Below are 19,470 nucleotides of genomic sequence, written 5' to 3'. Positions count from 1 at the left end.
ATCTCAACGAGTTTTTAAGTTTTTTTCATATTTTATTATCATGTCGATAAAGGGGGGATTAATCACCTTTAATAGTAGTCCACATGCCTGCTGGAGCAGCTGGAGTTCCAGCGCCAATGACTGATGAAGAAAAGGGGTGGTGGCTTTCAACATGACCATCGACAAACATGTAGTTCACTTTTGCTTTATTATGTAAGTCGAGAGTTTTATTTTCCCAAGCGGCATTTGTTGCAATGTATGAAGGGAGACCGTTAAAAGTTTGACCTGTTTGGACTTCGGGATCAAAAATCATATTTGCAGAGCCTTGGTACAGGGACGTGTGTGCAGCACTCTTGACGTCAACTTCTGTGAGAACCAAAGATCCAGTCGGATCGTCGATTTCCGTCACTCTATAAGTTGTTATATTGGCCCCGCTCCTCCAGACAGAAAAACGGTTGTTTTGAATACCCTGCATGACTCCAGCAACGATATCGGCCCACCCTGTTGACATGCCGTAACTATTGATGGTTAGATTAGCATTACCAGCAGTTTGAGGTTCTGAGGCACTGGGACAAACTAAAATATCTAGCGCTTTATCAGCATTCCACTGCCAGTCATTGAGAAGGGTGGCACGGGGGATTTCATTACTAGTTAAGTAGGTCCTTAGTTGGTCATCCCAGCCAAAACTATTGGGAGTTTATTTTTTTTAGAAATGGTATTTTTTATGTTAAAAGCCCTCTTATCTATATTTTAAATTGTTATTAAAAAATATTTTATGTGAATTGGTGAATGTTTATTTTTCTATTATTAAAGTCTTCTTAAAAAAATTGTATTTTTTTTTCATTTTATTTGTATCGCTTTTTAATTTTATATGTTTAAGACTTAAAACAAAAAAGGAATATATAACTTATGAAACGTTTTACTTTAATAGAGTTATTAGTGGTAGTAGCCATCATTGGCATATTAGCCATTTTATTATTAACCACATTAGGCTTACACAGATGACCAAAATACCAACCCACATATTTGTTTATATTATATTTTCCTTGCAGCTCTTTGTTTGCGCTAATAATTCTGTAAATATAAGTCTTACACAAAAAGCTTTTTCTGGCAAAGGTGTGACAAATGTTGACTTATCTGCGCATGGAGATTTAGATTGGGCTGCATGGGATGGTGGTGCGTCTGCGCCTAATCAAACCATGAGTTCTGGTGGTGGCTTTGTAAGTTTTTCCGCAATTGGATCTACTAGTTTTGCCGTGGGGAATTTTGATAGTGCCAATAATTACACTTGGACTAATGGAGCACCTACTTCTATTGGCTCAAGTACTTTGTCGGGAAGTGCGAGTATAGCTAACACGGGTGATGGTGTTCGTCTTGTTGTTAGTGTGGCTAACGCAGGAGATTATCAACTTAAATTTTACGCTTCAACATACGACCTTAACTTAGATGCTACCGCTAGCTTAAGTTCAGCGGGCATACAAGATGTAGTAAATGGTAGTTATGTTGCTAATGCAATTCAAAGATATGAATACACGATCGATTTTTCTACTCAGGGTTCAGATACTCTATCTCTTGATTTGGTGAAAAATGGGGGTGGTCAAGCGATTTTTGCGCATGAAGCTTTTTCTTTGAAAACATTGACCACTGTTCCACCTCCGATACAAAAAACACATGAAACGATATTTATTAATGTAGATGGTACGGAAACAGTTGAGACGATTCATGAGGGGGGAATTGCGGTGCCACCATCAGGAGTGAGTACTGCTGATAAAACATTTACGGGGTGGCCAAATGTTAAGCCCGCAAGTCAAGATGTAACTTACACGGCTCTCTATACTGATAAATCGGGAGCTGGTAATTATGTAGATGTTTTTATGGCTACGGGGCAATCCAATGCCTTTTGGCCCGTTGACCCCGAATCTTCTGGGAGTGAGGGGCTTTATTATTATGGGAAAGGAGTGGAAGATGTCTTGGCGAACTCGGGATTGTTTTCGGATCCTGTTGTTGTTATTGATGGTGAACCTGGTGAGCAGATATCCAATTGGCACGATGGTTCCAGTCCGCAGTGGATTTACAAGAAACAATTTTTTGGGACTTACGACAATACGACTGCAAAATTACAAGCTAAATTAGCTCAAATTATTTCAGAAGGAGGAGTGCCAAGATTTAGAGGTTTATTTTGGTTTCAAGGAGAAAGTGATGGCGTAGGGACGCCTCCATACCAGAATAATACCTGTGAATTCAATTATGCTAATAGGTGGAGAGGGCTTTTAAATCAAGTGGAAGCTGATCTGCAGGATATGGGGCTTGTGAGTGATCAATACAAATTTGTAATGAATACTGTGGGGAATTCAGGGGAAGGTATTAATACAGCTTTAATGAATATTAGTAATGGGGATTCAAAAGGAGTTTTATTCGACACTCAAGTAGCGCCTTATCGAACTAATTTCAGTGATATTCATGGTTATGATCATGATGCCGTTGGTCAGGCAAATGTGCAATTATTTATTAACACTTTCATTACATCTCCTCCGCCGATTACGACGTACTCTATAAAATTCATCAATGTGGATGGCAGTCAGGTAAGTACAACGGTTAATGCGGGGGAAGTCCCTGTTCCTCCAGAAGGAGTTGATACGGATATCAGATCTTTTCTCTCCTGGCCAAGTATCTCTAATGCATATTCAGATGCGACCTACACAGCCTTGTATATCCTTAAAGATGGTGGGTCTAAGATATCAATTAACCTTAATCAGGAAGGGTATATAGGTCCGGGTCTAAATGATGTTAATCTTACCGACCATGGTAACCTTGACTGGGCAGCTTGGGACGGAGGAGCTCAGGTGCCAAATCAGAGTATGTTGGATGGTGTTGGGTTTGGAGGGATTGAAGCAATAGCCAGCGCTACATTCAGCAGTGGGGCATTTGAAAGTGAAAATAATTATGTATGGTCTAATGGAGATCCGAGTGAACTAGATTGCAGTGTTCTTGCGGGGCGAGCGTCGTTTAATGCTATTGGTGATGGTGTCCGCCTTACTGTAAATGTAAGTGATGAGGGTAATTATCAGGTGAAATTTTATGCATCAACTTATGATTTGAATTTAAAGGCAACTGCAAGTTTAGCCTCAGCAGGAGTTACAGAAGAGTTGAGTTGTAACTATGTTAGTAGTAATCTTGAGAGATATGAGTACACTATTGATTTTCGAACGGAGGGTGCAGATACTTTTTTTTTGGATATCTCTAAAATCTCTGGCACTGATATTTTTGCTCACGAAGCATTTTCATTTAAAAAAGTAACTTTGCCAACGCCGGCGACCTCTAGTTATGAAATTATCTTCGTAAACGTTGATGGTTCAACAAGTACTCAGCTTGTCGATGAGGGGTGGGTAGCTGTTCCCCCTGCGGGAGTCGATACAGACGATAAAATATTTAGGGCTTGGCCTGAGATTTTACCTGCTGTTGAAAATGTGACATACACTGCATTATACGATTATAATCAATATACTGTTACTTTTGATCTAGGAATTGCGAGCTTAGAGTCGGGTGAATTAGTTCAAACGGTTACTCATGGAGGTAGTGCTCAGGCACCAGAAATTATTGTTCCTATTAGCCATAATTTTGTCGATTGGTCCGCTGATTTTTTAAACATCACTGGCGATCTAACAGTAGTAGCACAATTTGCCATTAAAAATTATAATGTGAGCTTTGATTTGGGAGCAGGAACTCGAATTGGCGGTGGTGAGTTGAGTCAAAGTATTGCTTACGGAAGCGGTGCAGTCGAACCCTCGATAAATCCACCTAATGGCTATGCTCATACAGGTTGGGATTTGGCTTTTGACAACATTACAGCCGATCTCACTGTCACAGCTCTCTACGAATCAAAACAATTACAGCTTTCATCTTTAACGATGACAAATCCGAGTTCTCATACCCTGACTTGGACTGCACTAGACAATACGGCTTACTACTATTTAGCCGTTGGTACATCTGAAGGCATGGATGATCTCTATGGCATGTACCTTGATTCAGATGTTACGACTGTAGATCTTAATCTCAGTGGCTATGAAAATGTCTATGTGCGCCTGTGGACTTATGCCAATGGCGAATGGCATATCGAGGACTCGGTAATTACTGATCCTAATTTTGCTCCGGCAAATGCCTCATTTACATCCTATACTGGAGACGCCTCTGAGCTAACTATTAAGTGGAATAGAAGCACCTACGATGGCTGGTATTACATTCAGTTGGTGAATAAATTCACTCTGGAAGTTGAATGGAGTGATTATTTTGCTCGAACAAGTGCAGAAGCACTCGTGGGTGCAGTGAGTCAGCCGCTGGATTACTATGAAGTTCACATTTGGTCCTATGATATGAATCTTGGGCAATGGAATCAGGACATTAAGGATCTGGCCACAAGTGAAAATCAGGCCGCGACTTATTCTTCCCATGGTCTTGACGGTACGAGTTTAACTCTCAACTGGAATCAAAGTAACTACTTGGGTTGGTACTACATTGAGCTAGAAAGGATCTCAGACGGAGCCTTTATCGATGGCTCCTATTTCGACTGGAATGTGGATTCAGGTGTTTTTGATATCACCGGTACGCTAGTTAATGATATTCGAGTTAGAATTTGGACTTACAATGCGGACTTAGGTGAGTGGAACTCATCACAAAGTGACCTAAACACCCCCTAAGTATTAAAACTGTAAACTTACGGGGCTGTCGACAATGAATTCTCGACAGTCTAGGATCCCCCTGCGCTTTTTACTGCAATTTGAGGATCAAGCATCTGTTTACACAAGATGGAAACAAGGAGATAAAATGAGAAAAATATTACTGGTATTCGGGACTCGTCCTGAAGCAATAAAAATGGCTCCCTTGGCACTGGAACTAAAAAAATCTGCGCACCTGAAAGTAAAAATCTGTGTCACGGCTCAGCATCGTGAAATGCTCGATCAAGTAATGACTTCCTTCGGTTTAAAAGCAGATTATGATTTAGACCTCATGCGTGCGGGTCAAAATTTAAATAGCATTACTTCTGATGTTGTGATGGAACTCAAGCCAGTTCTTCATGACTTCAAACCTGATTTAGTTTTAGTCCATGGTGATACTACAACCACAATGGCGGCATCTTTAGCTGCGTATTACGAGCAAATCCCCGTTGGTCATGTTGAGGCTGGCTTGCGGACTCATAATATCTACAGCCCCTGGCCTGAAGAAATTAACCGCCAATTAACGGGTAGAATTGCCAGCTATCATTTCGCTCCCACCGAAGAAGCTGCCATGAACTTGATGAAAGAAGGTGTGGATCGTGAAAAGATTTATGTCACGGGTAACACGGTTATCGATGCCCTACTATTCAAAGTAGAGAAAATACGCAATGACCTCGAACTGAACCAGGGCTGTCATCAAGCTATTTACAAATCTGGGTATGACCTTGATACAGCTAGGAAATTCATTTTAGTTACAGGTCATAGGAGAGAGAATTTTGGTCAGGGTTTTGAAAATATATGTCTGGCACTTAAAGATCTTGCCAAGCGCAATCCCAATATTGATTTTGTCTACCCAGTACATCTCAATCCCAATGTAAAAAAACCAGTAGAACAGCTGCTCACGGGCGTATCCAATATACATCTGATTGCACCTCAGGATTACGAACCCTTTATCTACCTCATGGATAATTGTTTGCTAATCATGAGCGACTCAGGTGGGATTCAGGAGGAGGCTCCAAGTCTAGGTAAGCCCGTTCTAGTGATGCGCGATACAACCGAGAGACCTGAGGCTGTAAAGGCCGGAACGGTTAAACTTGTGGGTACTGAAGTCGACGCTTTAGTTAAGGAAACTCAGCAGCTGATTGATGACTCCAAACTCTATGAAAAAATGAGCCGAGCTCACAATCCCTATGGCGATGGAACTGCCAGCAAACGAATTTTAGATATAATTTTAGCCAAAAGAAAAGAGGTAGCAAATGTTTAGCAAGAAATTATTAATTGGGCTGACCCTTATGAGTATGGCAACAGCCCTCAATGCCCAGCAAAACGGTAAAAAATTTAAGTATGATGGGGAACGTTATTACTCAATAGAAAAAGGCCCTGAACTAAGCCTAGAATCAATTCGGTTAGGCTATAACTATGTTGACTTAAGTGACGGCTTGGATGATGTCAATAATTACAGTGTTTTAGCTCGAATGAGTCTTGGCGAGCAGTGGAAACTGGGAGCTGAAGTATTTTACACAGATTTCTATGATCAGGCCATTGGCGGTGGAGCTTTTGCGGAATACAAAATTGATGGTCATTGGAGCCTCTATGGTGATTTATTTTTAGGAAGTGAAGGTAATGACATCCCCAAGCATAACTGGGCGACTGGAATCGTTTATGACGATAAAGTAAGTCGTGTCTACAGGGCCACATACCGCAATAAACGTTTTCGTAATAATCAGTCCATCTCGCTTTTGAGTATGGATCTTGTCCAGTATTTCACTGCTCAGCACGAATATTTCTCTGTGGGGCAAATTAATATCACACCCGAATACCTTGATCAAGACAGTAAAACTGGCTACAGCGCAAGTGCGCATTATAGCTATGGCAAGATACATGATTGGCGTTTAGGTGGTGAACTTCTCATTGGCAAATCAAATTATATTTCTGTAGTGGATAAAATCACCGAGGTGAAGCAAGATATCTGGGGCTTTAGTTTAGAAGCAGGAAAGTTCCTTAAAAAAGACCTGGAGCTTGGCGTTGAGTATGCATATACAGATGTGGAGTCCTATCACTCCCATTCAATCTTGATAAGCGCTACATGGTTATTTTAAAGTGATATTCTTTTTTATCTATATTCTGGTGGGGCTCATTTTACTTAGGTCCTTATTCATGACTTTTTATACTCTCTCAAATAATGAAAAAAACATTGATGAGGGATTGGAAATTGATTTGGAGTACAACCCAAAGGTTTCTGTGCTTGTTCCGGCCCACAACGAAGAAGCGGTTATCGAAGGTTGCCTGGACTGTATGAATAAGCTGGAGTATAAGACTGGGCAACTTGAGGTAATTATTCTCAATGATCGCTCCAGTGATGGCACCAAAGAATTAATCGATAATTTCTTATGCAAGAATCCACAAAGTCATATTCGAGCTCACCATCGCCCCATGAGTTCCGAGCCAGGTAAAGCTGCCGCCATGAAGGAGATTATTGCGACCCTGAAGTCAGAGATTATTGTCATCTTTGATGCTGATTACCTTCCTCAGGCAGATTTGATTAAACGCCTCATAAGCCCTTTCAAAGATCCTCAAGTTGGTGCCACCATGGGGCGAGTTGTCACCTATAACGCCAATGCCAATATCATGACAAAGCTCATTGATTTGGAAAGACGCTCAGGTTATGCCATTGACCAAAATGTAAGAAATTATTTTGATCTGCTACCGCAATTTGGTGGTACTACTGGAGGTATTCGATTGAGTGCATTAGAAGACGTGGGTGGATGGGACACTCGAACCCTCACAGAAGATACTGACTTGACCTACAAGCTTTATCTCAATGGCTACAAAATTAAATATCTCAATGCCGCCGCCTGTTATGAAGAAACACCAGAAACCTGGCAGGCTAGGTACAAGCAAGTGCGTCGCTGGGCTTATGGTCACAATGACTGTATGATTAAACACTTAATTCCCACACTCATGCATAAAGATAAAAACCTATTGAGAAAGCTGGATGCGCTCTTATTGCTGACTATTTATGCAGCCCCTGCCGCTTTGCTGGTTTTATCCATTGTAGCTTTTTTGTTTGGAAATATAAGCGTGAATATGTCAGCTTCCCTCATTACTTTATTTTTATTGTTTTGTGGATTTGGCAATTTCAGTCCTTTCTTTCAAATGTTTGCCGCTTGCATCAAAGATCGGCAACCTCATTGTATTCGCTACATTCCCTATATTTTTGTATCGTCTACAATTAGTATGCTAGCTTCCACTCATGCCCTTCTTTTGTTGCCTATTGAAAAGCTGGGACTTAAAAAATCTTTGAGCTGGGATAAAACACTTAGGTATAGGAAAAAGGCTATCTCATGATTGTTTTTATATTAATTGCTTGTCTGTATCTCATGATTCAGTTTTCTCAGCATAGCCTTTTGAAAAAATTTAATCATTGCAGTCGGCTCAACTTAGACGAAAAACAAAAACTTATTTGCATAAAAAAAATCACCTTTACACATGGCCTAGTTTTTGTGATTGGCTCAATAATTTATTATTTTTCCCTACAGTTTAATCCTCAAAATTATATGTCGAATCTTATTGTTGATCCACAAATAAATACCTGGGTCACGGGGCTTGTTGTCATGGTTATTCTAATAAGTTTAAAGTGGCTAGGATCATATAAAAAAGACTCATTATTTTATCCAGTTTTGAGCCTTGTCATGGTTGTCATTTTACTGGCGGGACTAAAAGACATGATTCAACCCGAGCTTGTAAAGAAGTTTAGCTATTATTATTTCTTTAGTCAAACAATTATTTTTATTGCTTTTGCTATCGCCATAATTTTTTCGTCTATTTATTTTTTCAAAAGACGAGCCATAATTCACTTATTAAGATCGTATCTTTTTGCTAACTTGAGTAATATTTTGGCCTTTGCACTTTCACAGTACCTGGGTCATTATTTGTACTCTAGTTTATATTTTATTACTTGTCTTGCACTTTCAATTTATCTGCCCATGTGGCTCTCTTTGGTCAACCTTTGTCAGATCTTTAATGAGTACGATAGCTTTGATAGTGATTCAACTGTGCAGGAGATTCAAACATGACCAAACCTATTGGCATCACTATCTGCATACTTGCTGGTTTAGCTGGATATTTTGTCACAAATCACAATAATCAAGTCGAAGAAAATGAGCCGCAAATTCAAGAAATTAAAACGCATAAAAAACACTTGAAAGAAAAAGAAAAAAAAGCTTTTAAGATGAGCAAAGTACCTAGAGAAACCCCTTCAATAGTTGAAGCTGAAGCTCGTCTTGAAGAAAAAAAGCCAAGAGTAAATGTTGAAGGTGAAATCAGCTCTCCAACAAAAGAATCTGTTGATATTAGCGAACAAACTAAAGTGCATAATGAAAATATTGACGAGTTGAGAAAAGTCAGCCAATCTATCGAAAAAAATGTTTTGAAGAAGTACACACCATTTCTCATGGGCCTTGATGATGAAAAATCCTTAGAAGTCTATGAGGTTTTATTTGATCACCACATGAATATATTCGATAAAGTTGCCACTCAGAAAAACATCGACATGAACGCTGAAAAAACTGCGCGAGATAATAAAATCAAAGAACTTCTAAATGAGAACGAATTTAAAAAGTATCTGCTATTTCTAGATCTGAATTTTTCTCAGTGAGGTATAATTGAGGCATTGGTCCTGTGAAGATTTTACTAAGATTACTACTTTTGTGATTTATTGATTAGTAATTGTATTTAAATGTTTTTTTAGATTGGTATAAATCATTTTTTTTGAAGTTTATATTTAAAAAATGTTAGTTTACATGTTAATTTCTTCTATAATTATATTTTAAGTTTTTTTTTAAACAGTATTTTATATACATTTTCTGTGAAGTGGTGAATGTTTTTTGCCTATTGTTAAAGTCTGTGTAAGAAATTTAAATAAATTGTATTTTTTTTCATTTTATTTGTATCGCTTTTTAATTTTATATGTTTAAGATTTAAAACAAAAGGAATATATTTAACTTATGAAACGTTTTACTTTAATAGAGTTATTAGTTGTAGTAGCCATCATTGGCATATTAGCCAGCTTATTGTTGCCGGCCTTAGGAAAGGCTAGAAAAAGCGCAAGACGAGCAACATGTGTCAGTCAATTAAGGCAGTTAAGTGTTGCACTTTATAATTATACTGATGATAATGACAGCCACTTTCCAAGTCATGGTGTTGTTGTTGGTGGTGTCATAACTTGGGATGATTTGATATCTGGGTATGATGGTAGAAGTAGTTTGAGTTATGCAGAGATGGTAACATCACAATCGAGCGGAATCACCGAAAATCAAAACGATCTTTACGTATGTCCGGAAGATGACGTAGTACGAGCAGGAAATGAGGTTAAAAAGTCCTATGGAATATCGGTCCTCAGAAAAGATGAGCCTAATCCAGCGCACGTTCTCAACGGAGTACGAGGTATATCAGGAGATTATGAATCCTTAGGAGCGTCAAGGAAAGTAAGTGAAATAAGTAACTCAAGCGATACGATCTTAAAAAGTGAAAACCTCAATGAACAAAATACAATGGGAAATAAAGAGGGGATGGTATTTTCATTGACACAATATAACTCGATCGCTGGAGCTGGACTATGGTCAGGACCTGTACCACATTCGGGTAAATTTAATTACTCATTCGTTGATGGTCACGTGGAACTCATGGATTTCTATGAAACTATGCTTGGTTTACCCTACAATTGGCAAGATGTGAGAGATACTATGTGGGATGCGGAAAGATAAATATAAACGTATCTAAATTAAAGGATTTGTAGTTATTTGCACACTTTTCCCTGATTTAGAGTGTGTTAACTTTTGAGTCCTTAATCACCTGCAGTTTTAGACCACATTCCTTTGGGGAGTTCAATAGTGCCAGTACCAATAACTTCACTGGAAAAGGGGTGGTGGGCTTCAACACCGCCATCAGCTAATAGGTAGGTTACTTTGCCATTGGTATGAAGATCTAAAGTTGTATTTTCTACACCTGCATCAGTCCAAAAACCTACGCCATTTGCACCTGCTTGATAGATGGCCTGTTGAATCATTGTTCCTCCTCCCTGAGCGAAGTACCAATTGTTTCCAGTATAGTCAATCTCACTTATGGCAAAAGTTCCACCTAAGTCTTCTAGGCTTCTAATTTTTCTTTCTTTGCGGGATTCTTCAGTGCCGAGATCAAGCAAAACCTGTGGGAATTCTACCGTGTAGACACCAAAACGGTCGTAACCTTCATATGCAGCAGATCCAGTACCATCATAGAGTGATTGACCAGTGACATCATGGGCATTCATTGCATAGCTATTTCTTTGGCGATCAGAACGTCCAGCACAAGTCTTTTCCTTTGCACTTGGGCAACTGAGGACATCAAGAGCTTGTTCCTCATTCCATAGATCTGAGTAGAGTACTCAATATTATCTCCACCAAGATAAATTCTAAGTTGATCTTCCCAGCCGTAAAACCAACCGCCACTGTGCGGGCCACGGGCATAGGGTAGTCTATTTTCATCGTCACCTGCGAATAGCGCCATGGCCATACCAATCTGTTTTTGGTTATTCATGCAACTTGCTTGCCTCGCAGAACCTCGAGCTGACTTTAAGGATGGTAGTAATAGTGATGCAAGGATGCCGATGATGGCAACAACTACAAGTAACTCAATGAGAGTGAATTTTACTTCAGCTTTTTTTGAACTAAGCATATTAAGCCCCCTTAATTTTAGTTCGTTTATATTTAAGATTTTGGAAAGCAATTTTTGATCAACTTTCTCATGTCTTTAAACATTAAAACGACGAGGCTTAAGATGATCTCAACGAGTTTTTAAGTTTTTTTCATATTTTATTATCATGTCGATAAAGGGGGGATTAATCACCTTTAATAGTAGTCCACATGCCTGCTGGAGCAGCTGGAGTTCCAGCGCCAATGACTGATGAAGAAAAGGGGTGGTGGCTTTCAACATGACCATCGACAAACATGTAGTTCACTTTTGCTTTATTATGTAAGTCGAGAGTTTTATTTTCAAAATTTGGGTTGGTTCCAACGACATAAGAGGGCAAACCATTTTGTCCTTGTGAAACTTGCATTTCGGGATCAAAAATCATATTTCCTGAGCCTTGAAGTAAAGATGTATTTGCAGAACCACCAGTTGATAGATCTATTTCAGATAGGACAAATGAACCAGTAGGGTCATCGAGATCTGTAACTTTATACGTAGGTAAATTCCCGTTATTGACCCAAGAAGAAAATCTTTTTGGATCGACACCTCCAGTGGGAGTGGGCCAGCCTGCAGACATAGCATAACTGTTGATTGTACGGTCTGCATTTCCGCCCCATTGTGGTTCGCTGGCGCTAGCACAAACAAATATATCCATAGCTTTATCGGCAGTCCAATTAGAATCGATCATGAGGGTCGGCGTGGGGATTTCGTCACTCGTCATGTAAGGTCTGATTTTATCATCCCATCCATAATTGATACCACCAGTTTGGTTATTAGCTGCTGGTACTCTGTCGTCGTTATCACCAAAATACATGGTAAAGGCAACGCCGATTTGCTTTTGGTTGCTTTTGCATGCGGCTTGGCGGGCTGAATCACGGGCTGATTTTAAGGCGGGAAGTAGGAGTGATGCCAAGATGCCGATAATGGCAACGACGACAAGTACTTCGATGAGGGTGAAACGTTTCTGTTTTGAACTAATCATATTAAGACCCCTTAAGTTTTAGTTCGATTATAATGGGATGACAAACTTTTGTCTCTTTAACCATTAAAACGGCAGGGCTGGAGGCGATCTCAACGAGTTTGTGGAAAAAATTTAAATTTTTTGATTAAGCTTTGTTTATCGCAAGAGTTTCGCCTAAAAAATGCGAATTATATAATCTTGTTTATTTAGCAATCCACATGCCTTCTGGATTGGCGGGGTCGCCATCGCCAATGACATCTGGTGAAAAGGGATGATGGCTTTCTATATGGCCATCCGCAAGGAGGAAGTTAACTTTTTCACGATTGTGAAGCTCTAAAGTAGTGTTGATAGTAGTAGTTAAGAAATTGAAGAATCCGTTGCCATTTGCACCTGCCTGAAGTTCGGCAGTAAAAACCATGTTTCCGCCTCCTTGCCATGCCGTCCAGTCTGGACCAGTGTAATCCAATTCAGTAAGCGCAAGTGTTCCACCGGGATTGGATAGGGCCGTAATTTTTCTGTGATAGGGCTCCCGATCATCTACAGCATAGGTCGAAAACCTTTGTGGACGAGCACCACGAGCCATGTGGCCATTTTCATAAGCGGGCATGACGTAGTTATTCCTCATACGATCTGGGTGTCCGTTAACAGTTTTTTCTTTAGCACTTGGGCATTGTAGGACTTCTAGGCTTTCTTCAGCGGTCCAAGCTCTAGATATTTGATCTGTATAGCTCATTTCACTGCCACCGAGGTAAGTCCTGAGCTGATCATCCCAACCAAAAGGTGCGGCAGGAGCCAAAGGGTAAGGAGCATAAGCGTATGGGACTTTCTTTTCGTTATCTACCGTGAAGATAAAGATGGCCTTGCCGATCTGACTTTGATTATTCATACATTCGGTCTGTCTAGCCGTACTTCGAGCTGATTTTAAAGCGGGGAATAGGAGTGAGAGCAGGATGCCGATAATGGCGATGACGATAAGTAATTCTAAAATATTAAAGAACTTGATGTTTTGTTTAGTTTTCATGTTGAGCCTCTTAACAATTTTAAAGTTTTGTTATGAGGTGATACAGCAATTTGGGCGCTGTTTAATCAGTCCGATTCACCTCGTTTATTATTAAAACGATAATGATTTATGGGAGCTCAACGAGTTTTACTAATTTTTTATAATAATTTGATAGCGTAAGTATATATGCTCAAAAAATGAGGGATAATTTAGGTTTATATCAGCACAGATTTTTGGAGTGATTATATACAAATTGAGGATTTGATTAGAAATCAGACTTTACTCCTTATAAAAATTTAAAAATCTGTTGAGATTTATATTTTGTCGATCGTTCTCTGTTAAAAGACAACAAATAACAGAGTACAAAAAATGCATAAACTTCTAATATCAATTTTATTTTCATTATTATTTTCGATTCCGCTCTTCCCTCAAGCTGAAGTCGATGTTTTTATAATTGCAGGTCAGTCAAATGTTAATGGACGAGGCTTAGTAAGTAATTTAAGTAATGATCAGAAGACACAAGAAGCGATGTTTTATGGTTCTTGGCATAAGTTTACGAATAATGCCTCTGTAGCATCGATAAATCCGCAGCTCTTCTCAGGCTGGAGGTCGCAGACTATTGCCGGTGAAACTAGAAATGATGGGAATATAAGTGAAAATTTTGGTAGTAGTGCTTGGTTTGGACCTGAAGTGGGTTTTGCTGCAAGAGCAAATGAAATAAATCTTTCCCCAAACCCAATCGCTATCATAAAATATGCAGTTGATGGCTCTGCTATTAATAACTCAGTTAACCCACAGCTTGCTGGAACAACGTCAGATTGGGATACAGTAGCGACTGGAGAATATGCAGGTGATTGTTGGAGGGGGTTTCAAATTGCTCTTGATAAAGCTATCGGTGATTTGCCAGTTGGGACTACACCCAATTTTAAGGGTATGGTTTGGTGGCAAGGTGAGAGCGGAACGAATGCCGCAGCATTAAATACATTTATTGGTGAAGTTCGCAGTCATTTAGCGACAAATCACGGCGTTCAAAATGCCAGCGATTTTCCTGTTGTAATAACAGGTAGTTTTGCTTGGGGAGCTGATTTGAAATCATTAGTATCGGATCCGGATGACGACATTGGCTATATTGATCCCAACGATTTTGGTCAAGGTGGTTGGGCAAATGTGCATTTAGGTAGTGGAGAGAATGGTCAGTCCTTAGATGTAGATGGCAATGGTGTTAATGACATGTTTGATATTGGTCAGGCCTATGCAGATGAAATGGCAACAATTGTAGAAAATAATGATGGTGGCATTGATCCCACGGTTGAGTATGAAATTACATTTATAAACGTAGATGGAAGCCAATCAACTCAAACCGTTGAAGAGGGCGTTGTAGCTACACCTCCTGATGGCGTAAGTACGGCAAATAAAACTTTTACCTCCTGGCCAAGCATTGTAGCTGCGAGCGCTAATGCAACTTACATAGCCTTGTACATTGATAATAATTCGGGTAATAACAACGCAACTGTATCACTTTCTTTAATACAGAGCGCTAATGGTGGCACGGCTACATCAAATATAAATCTTTCAGGACATGGCAATCTTGACTGGGCGGTTTGGAATGGTGGTGGCTCAAGTCCTAATGTGACCATGGAGGGTGGATCAGGTTTCAGTGCTTTTACGGCTATTGGATCTACGACTTTTAGCACGGGTTCCTTTTATGGAGAAAATAATTATACATGGACAAATGGCACGCCCAGTGTGTCGGGTTCAACTTCGTTAGCCGGTAGCTCCAATGTTTCAGCAAATGGAGATGGTGTACGTTTAAGCATAAATATTGCTTCCGCAGGTACATATCAGTTGAAATTTTACACGACAACATATGACCTTAATTTAGATGCTACTGCAAGTCTCAGTTCAGGAGCTGTAGTTGGTGAAGCTAATGGAACTTACGTGAGTAACAGTGTTCAAAAGTATGAGTACACTATTGATTTTACTACCGAGGGGGCTGATACAATCACTTTAGATATGGTAAAGAACGGCGGTGCAAGCTACATTTATGCACAAGAGGCATTTTCACTTAAGTTAGTGAGCTCGACACCAGTTTCTGATCCAACTTACGATATCACTTTCATAAATGTTGATGGTTCGCAAACAGTTCAAAATGTAGAAGAGGGTACAGTAGCCAATCCACCAGCTGGAGCTAGCACGGTAGACAAAACATTCACTGCTTGGCCTACAATTGATCCTGCCTATGAGAATGCAGTTTATGAGGCTCTCTATGAGCCGGTTAGTTCAGGTGGGAATTTGGTGGATGTATTTATTGCTACTGGACAGTCCAATGCGGCATACCCACTCTACGATGGTGAAGAAAATAAATTTGGTTTTGGTCGCGGCATACAGACTAAACTGACTGAATCAGGTCTTTTTTCTAATCCGACAGTAGTTCTCGCCGGAGAACCTAGTCGACCAATAGCTTATTGGTGGGCAGAGTTTTGGCCTGGAGCTTACTCTGGTTATGATAGTAATTTCTTTGATATAGATAACAGTGGCGAAGGCCAACTGGAAGCCAAAATTAATGAAATTATTGCCAATGGTGATACTCCTCGTTTTAGAGGTTTTTTCTGGTTCCAAGGCGAAAGTGATGGACTTGGTCCCTATGCAACTGCAGATACTTCTCAGGCCGATTATGAAACCCGTTGGAATGGGCTACTCGCTCAACTTGATTCCGATCTGCAGGCTGCTGGCGTTAGTAATACTGAGTATAAATTTGTGGTAAATACCGTTGCTGAGTCAGGTGACAAAATTAATACGATTCTGAATTATATTGCTAATCAGGGCACTCATAGTGACAAAGGTACAATTTACGACGCCGTTAATTCTCCGTATCATGATCAGGATGTAATTGTTGAGGCAAGTTATGGAAATCTTCACGACTATGATCATGTCATGGTTGGTAGAGCCAATGCCCAGTTATTTATAGATACATTTATCAATTCAACACCGCCAATTGAAACAACTTATGATATTACTTTTATCAATGTGGATGCTTCACAAACGGTTCAAACTGTTAATGAAGGCGTGGTGGCGACACTGCCTGAGGGTATCAGTACAGCAGATAAAACATTCACTGGTTGGCCGACAATTGAACCTGCGTATGAAAATGCTACTTATACGGCACTTCATACTTTAAATGAGACTGGCGAGTTTGTAGCATCTGCTGAGGTATCTCTAAGTCAGAGTAGTCATGGAAACCCCGGCTCAACAAGTATTGATCTTACTGCAGATGGTGAACTTGATTGGGCCATCTGGAATGGAGGTGCGGCTACACCCATTGAAACAATGGTAGAGGGCTTCGGATTTGTGAGCTTTTCAGCAATTGGCAACACAACGTTTAATTCAGGGTCGTTTTACGGTCAGAACTTGTATAGTTGGACAAATGGTTCACCAACTTTGTCTGGGTCAAGTAGTTTGGCGGGTAGTGCAAGTCTTAATTCCAACGGAGATGGAGTACGCCTTACTGTAAATGTTGGAGCCGCTGGTACATACCAACTTAAGTTTTACACAACAACTTATGATTTGAACTTGGATGCAACTGCAAGTTTATCTTCAGGAACTGTAGTGGCTCAATTCGACGGAAACTATGTAGCCAATAGTGTTGAGAAATACGAGTATACTGTTGACTTCACTACTGAGGGCCCTGATACACTTAACTTGGACATGGTAAAAAATGGTGGTGGAAGTTACATTTTTGCTCAAGAGGCATTCTCACTTAAAGCTGTAAATGTGGCGCCTCCAACAGGACCAACTTATGATATTACTTTTGTTAATGTCGATGGTTCACAAACAGTTCAAACCGTCAATGAGGGGGAAGTAGCTGTTCCACCATTGGGAACGAATACGGCAGATAAAACTTTTGTGTCATGGCCAACTGTTTTAGAAGCTTCAGCAAATACCAGTTATTATGCCTCTTTTGAGTCTAATACTCCTACTGATTCAACAGAAGTAGATGTCTACATAATTGCTGGTCAATCCAATGCCTATGGTCAAGGTTTAATAAGCGATTTAAATATCGATCAGCAAATACAAAATGCTTTGTTTTTTACTTCTTGGCATGAGATAGATGGCAATGCAGAAAGTCAACAATATTTTTCAAATGTATTACCCTTCACAGAGGCGGGTTTTTCTAAAGGCAATCCTGGGCAATCTAACCTCGGCGGTTCAGACTACTTTGGTCCTGAGTTAGGTTTTGTAAATCGCATCAATGAACTTGGTATAAATGCAAATCCAATTGCCATTATTAAATATGCGGTTGGTGGGACTTCATTAACATATAATCCGGCTGTTTCAGATTGGGATTTAAATGAGACAGGTGAACAGGATGGTGATTGTTGGCGAGGTTTTCAATCTGCTTTATCAAATGGTATTACCAGTTTGGAAGCTAAAAACTATGTGCCGAATATAAAAGGTGTTATTTGGTGGCAAGGTGAGAGCGGAACTAGTGCAACAGACTTAAATTCATTTATAGCCGAAGTAAGAAATCATCTAAATGTCAACTACGGCGTGCAAAACTCCGCTCAATTACCTTTTGTAATTACTGGCACGGATAATGCATGGGGCTCTGATTTGGAAGATGGAGTTGCAGCACTGGATGATTATGTTGGTTTTGTTAACTCGGAGGATTTTGGTCAAGCTCATATTGATGGAGTTTTTAACAGCCATTTAGGAAGCGGCGAAAGAGGTATTAGCAGTGATGTTGATGGCGACGGAATCAATGACATGTTTGAAGTTGGAGAAGCATATGCTGATGAATTGAATTTATTGAATGAAAACAATAATTCTATCTATACACTTGAGTATTTATCGAGTACAGGCGGTAGTATCGGAGAGATTACAAGCGAAGATATTCTTGTCGGGGAATCCTCAAGTATAATAACGGCTACCCCCTCTTCAACTTATGATTTTGTTAATTGGACAGATTCATTAAATAATGTTGTGAGTACAAGTACGGCTTTACAGCTCACAAATGTCTCCGCAAATGAGACTTACACAGCCAACTTTTCATTAAAAAAATATACAGTTACATTTGAAATAGGTGATTCAATATTAGTAAGTGGTAACTTAAGTCAGGACGTTTTGCATGGTGATTCCGCCATTGAGCCAGATTTAGAAGCTACTGAAGGACAGTCATTTACGGGTTGGAGTACGAGCTTCACAAATGTAAGTTCCAATCTCACTGTCACAGCTCTCTACGAATCAAAGCAATTACAGCTTTCATCTTTAACGATGTCGAATCCGAGTTCTCATACCCTGAGCTGGACTGCTCTGGACAATACGGCCTACTACTATTTAGCCGTTGGTACATCTGTAGGCATGGATGATCTCTATGGCATGTACCTTGATTCCGATGTTACGACTGTAGATCTTAATCTCAGTGGCTATGAAAATGTCTATGTGCGCCTGTGGACTTATGCCAATGGCGAATGGCATATCGAGGACTCGGTAATTACCGATCCTAATTTTACTCCGGCAAATGCCTCGTTCACTTCCTATAGTGGCGATGCCTCTGAGCTACGTATCGAATGGAACAGAAGTACTTACGATGGCTGGTACTACATTCAGCTAGTGAATAAATTTACTCAGGATGTTGAATGGAGTGATTATTTTGCTCGAACAAGTGCAGAAGCACTCGTGGGTGCAGTGAGTCAGCCGCTGGATTACTATGAAGTTCACATTTGGTCCTATGATATGAATCTTGGGCAATGGAATCAGATATTAAGGACCTGGCCACAAGTGAAATCAGCCGCGACTTATGCTTCCATGGTCTTGACGGTACGAGTTTACTCTCACTGGAATCAAGTACTACTTGGGTTGTACTACATTGAGCTAGAAGGATCTCAGACGAGCCTTATCGATGCTCCTATTCGACTGGATGTGGATCAGTGTTTTGATATCACCGGTACGCTAGTTAATGATATTCGAGTTAGAATTTGGACTTACAATGCGGACTTAGGTGAGTGGAACTCATCACAAAGTGACCTAAACACCCCCTAAGTATTAAAAACTGTAAACTTACGGGACTGTCGAGAATGAATTCTCGACAG

At 40.0% G+C, this 19,470-nt stretch carries 14 protein-coding genes; 9 read left to right on the top strand and 5 right to left on the bottom strand.

Translation table 11 applies throughout. The features are described 5' to 3' along the window. Window positions 1-58: 58 nt before the first annotated feature. Window positions 59-490 carry a hypothetical protein gene (locus LNTAR_RS02055; RefSeq protein ID WP_007276960.1) on the bottom strand — a complete coding sequence of 144 codons (432 nt, stop codon included), beginning with the start codon at window positions 488-490 and terminating at the stop codon, window positions 59-61. Window positions 491-888: 398 nt separating this feature from the next. Between LNTAR_RS02055 and LNTAR_RS26460 the strand changes: the two genes are divergently transcribed. From LNTAR_RS26460 to LNTAR_RS24930, 8 genes are all read left to right on the top strand, one after another. Beyond that, entirely contained in the window at window positions 889-984 is a 96-nt protein-coding gene (locus LNTAR_RS26460) for a prepilin-type N-terminal cleavage/methylation domain-containing protein (RefSeq protein ID WP_083799918.1), read from the top strand. Beyond that, a complete protein-coding gene (locus LNTAR_RS02050) occupies window positions 981-4,673 on the top strand; it encodes a hypothetical protein (RefSeq protein WP_007276959.1) in 3,693 nt (1,230 codons plus the stop codon). Before LNTAR_RS26460 ends, LNTAR_RS02050 begins: the two co-directional genes overlap by 4 nt. A 127-nt stretch (window positions 4,674-4,800) precedes the next feature. Beyond that, window positions 4,801-5,955 carry a non-hydrolyzing UDP-N-acetylglucosamine 2-epimerase gene (gene wecB, locus LNTAR_RS02045; protein ID WP_007276912.1) on the top strand — a complete coding sequence of 385 codons (1,155 nt, stop codon included), beginning with the start codon at window positions 4,801-4,803 and terminating at the stop codon, window positions 5,953-5,955. 28 nt (window positions 5,956-5,983) lie between these two features. Further along, window positions 5,984-6,790, top strand: a complete 807-nt coding sequence (locus tag LNTAR_RS02040; protein WP_157473143.1) for a TonB-dependent receptor — start codon at window positions 5,984-5,986, stop codon at window positions 6,788-6,790. A 58-nt stretch (window positions 6,791-6,848) separates the two neighbouring features. Then, window positions 6,849-8,039 (top strand): glycosyltransferase family 2 protein, encoded by a 1,191-nt coding sequence (locus LNTAR_RS02035; RefSeq protein ID WP_007276957.1) that lies wholly within the window; start codon window positions 6,849-6,851, stop codon window positions 8,037-8,039. Further along, window positions 8,036-8,767 (top strand): hypothetical protein, encoded by a 732-nt coding sequence (locus LNTAR_RS02030; protein ID WP_007276956.1) that lies wholly within the window; start codon window positions 8,036-8,038, stop codon window positions 8,765-8,767. Before LNTAR_RS02035 ends, LNTAR_RS02030 begins: the two co-directional genes overlap by 4 nt. Then, window positions 8,764-9,348: a hypothetical protein gene (locus tag LNTAR_RS02025; RefSeq protein WP_007276955.1), complete on the top strand. Its 585-nt coding sequence runs from the start codon at window positions 8,764-8,766 to the stop codon at window positions 9,346-9,348. The genes LNTAR_RS02030 and LNTAR_RS02025 overlap by 4 nt, the downstream gene beginning before the upstream one ends. Before the next feature lie 349 nt (window positions 9,349-9,697). Continuing rightward, window positions 9,698-10,456, top strand: a complete 759-nt coding sequence (locus LNTAR_RS24930; RefSeq protein WP_007276954.1) for a prepilin-type N-terminal cleavage/methylation domain-containing protein — start codon at window positions 9,698-9,700, stop codon at window positions 10,454-10,456. Between the two features lie 80 nt (window positions 10,457-10,536). Here the strand turns inward: LNTAR_RS24930 and LNTAR_RS02015 are convergent, their stop codons facing one another. The 4 genes from LNTAR_RS02015 to LNTAR_RS02000 all read right to left on the bottom strand — a co-directional run bounded on the left by LNTAR_RS02015 (window position 10,537) and on the right by LNTAR_RS02000 (window position 13,402). Beyond that, window positions 10,537-11,001: a hypothetical protein gene (locus LNTAR_RS02015; protein ID WP_007276953.1), complete on the bottom strand. Its 465-nt coding sequence runs from the start codon at window positions 10,999-11,001 to the stop codon at window positions 10,537-10,539. Beyond that, complete coding sequence (locus tag LNTAR_RS24925; RefSeq protein ID WP_007276952.1) at window positions 10,998-11,405, bottom strand: type II secretion system protein; 408 nt, start codon at window positions 11,403-11,405, stop codon at window positions 10,998-11,000. Before LNTAR_RS24925 ends, LNTAR_RS02015 begins: the two co-directional genes overlap by 4 nt. Before the next feature lie 163 nt (window positions 11,406-11,568). Then, window positions 11,569-12,402: a type II secretion system protein gene (locus LNTAR_RS24920; RefSeq protein ID WP_007276951.1), complete on the bottom strand. Its 834-nt coding sequence runs from the start codon at window positions 12,400-12,402 to the stop codon at window positions 11,569-11,571. 181 nt (window positions 12,403-12,583) lie between these two features. Further along, entirely contained in the window at window positions 12,584-13,402 is an 819-nt protein-coding gene (locus tag LNTAR_RS02000; RefSeq protein ID WP_007276950.1) for a type II secretion system protein, read from the bottom strand. A gap of 348 nt (window positions 13,403-13,750) precedes the next feature. On the opposite strand from LNTAR_RS02000, the gene LNTAR_RS01995 reads away from it, so the two are divergent. Next, window positions 13,751-19,420 carry a sialate O-acetylesterase gene (locus tag LNTAR_RS01995; RefSeq protein ID WP_007276949.1) on the top strand — a complete coding sequence of 1,890 codons (5,670 nt, stop codon included), beginning with the start codon at window positions 13,751-13,753 and terminating at the stop codon, window positions 19,418-19,420. Window positions 19,421-19,470: the final 50 nt, after the last annotated feature.

It is taken from the genome of Lentisphaera araneosa HTCC2155 (assembly GCF_000170755.1).
GTDB classification, from domain to species: Bacteria; Verrucomicrobiota; Lentisphaeria; order Lentisphaerales; family Lentisphaeraceae; genus Lentisphaera; species Lentisphaera araneosa.
The sequence above is the reverse complement of the archived record's forward strand: the minus strand, read 5'-3'. Positions and strand labels throughout refer to the sequence as shown.

Bases quoted from the DNA above. Each gene is read 5' to 3' on its own strand.
- LNTAR_RS24925 (WP_007276952.1), bottom strand. From the start codon at position 11,405: ATGCTTAGTTCAAAAAAAGCTGAAGTAAAATTCACTCTCATTGAGTTA.
- LNTAR_RS02040 (WP_157473143.1), top strand. From the start codon at position 5,984: ATGAGTATGGCAACAGCCCTCAATGCCCAGCAAAACGGTAAAAAATTT.
- LNTAR_RS24930 (WP_007276954.1), top strand. From the start codon at position 9,698: ATGAAACGTTTTACTTTAATAGAGTTATTAGTTGTAGTAGCCATCATT.
- LNTAR_RS01995 (WP_007276949.1), top strand. From the start codon at position 13,751: ATGCATAAACTTCTAATATCAATTTTATTTTCATTATTATTTTCGATT.
- LNTAR_RS02050 (WP_007276959.1), top strand. From the start codon at position 981: ATGACCAAAATACCAACCCACATATTTGTTTATATTATATTTTCCTTG.
- LNTAR_RS02030 (WP_007276956.1), top strand. From the start codon at position 8,036: ATGATTGTTTTTATATTAATTGCTTGTCTGTATCTCATGATTCAGTTT.
- LNTAR_RS02000 (WP_007276950.1), bottom strand. From the start codon at position 13,402: ATGAAAACTAAACAAAACATCAAGTTCTTTAATATTTTAGAATTACTT.
- LNTAR_RS02025 (WP_007276955.1), top strand. From the start codon at position 8,764: ATGACCAAACCTATTGGCATCACTATCTGCATACTTGCTGGTTTAGCT.
- LNTAR_RS24920 (WP_007276951.1), bottom strand. From the start codon at position 12,402: ATGATTAGTTCAAAACAGAAACGTTTCACCCTCATCGAAGTACTTGTC.
- LNTAR_RS26460 (WP_083799918.1), top strand. From the start codon at position 889: ATGAAACGTTTTACTTTAATAGAGTTATTAGTGGTAGTAGCCATCATT.
- LNTAR_RS02035 (WP_007276957.1), top strand. From the start codon at position 6,849: ATGACTTTTTATACTCTCTCAAATAATGAAAAAAACATTGATGAGGGA.
- LNTAR_RS02015 (WP_007276953.1), bottom strand. From the start codon at position 11,001: ATGAATGCCCATGATGTCACTGGTCAATCACTCTATGATGGTACTGGA.
- LNTAR_RS02055 (WP_007276960.1), bottom strand. From the start codon at position 490: ATGTCAACAGGGTGGGCCGATATCGTTGCTGGAGTCATGCAGGGTATT.
- wecB (WP_007276912.1), top strand. From the start codon at position 4,801: ATGAGAAAAATATTACTGGTATTCGGGACTCGTCCTGAAGCAATAAAA.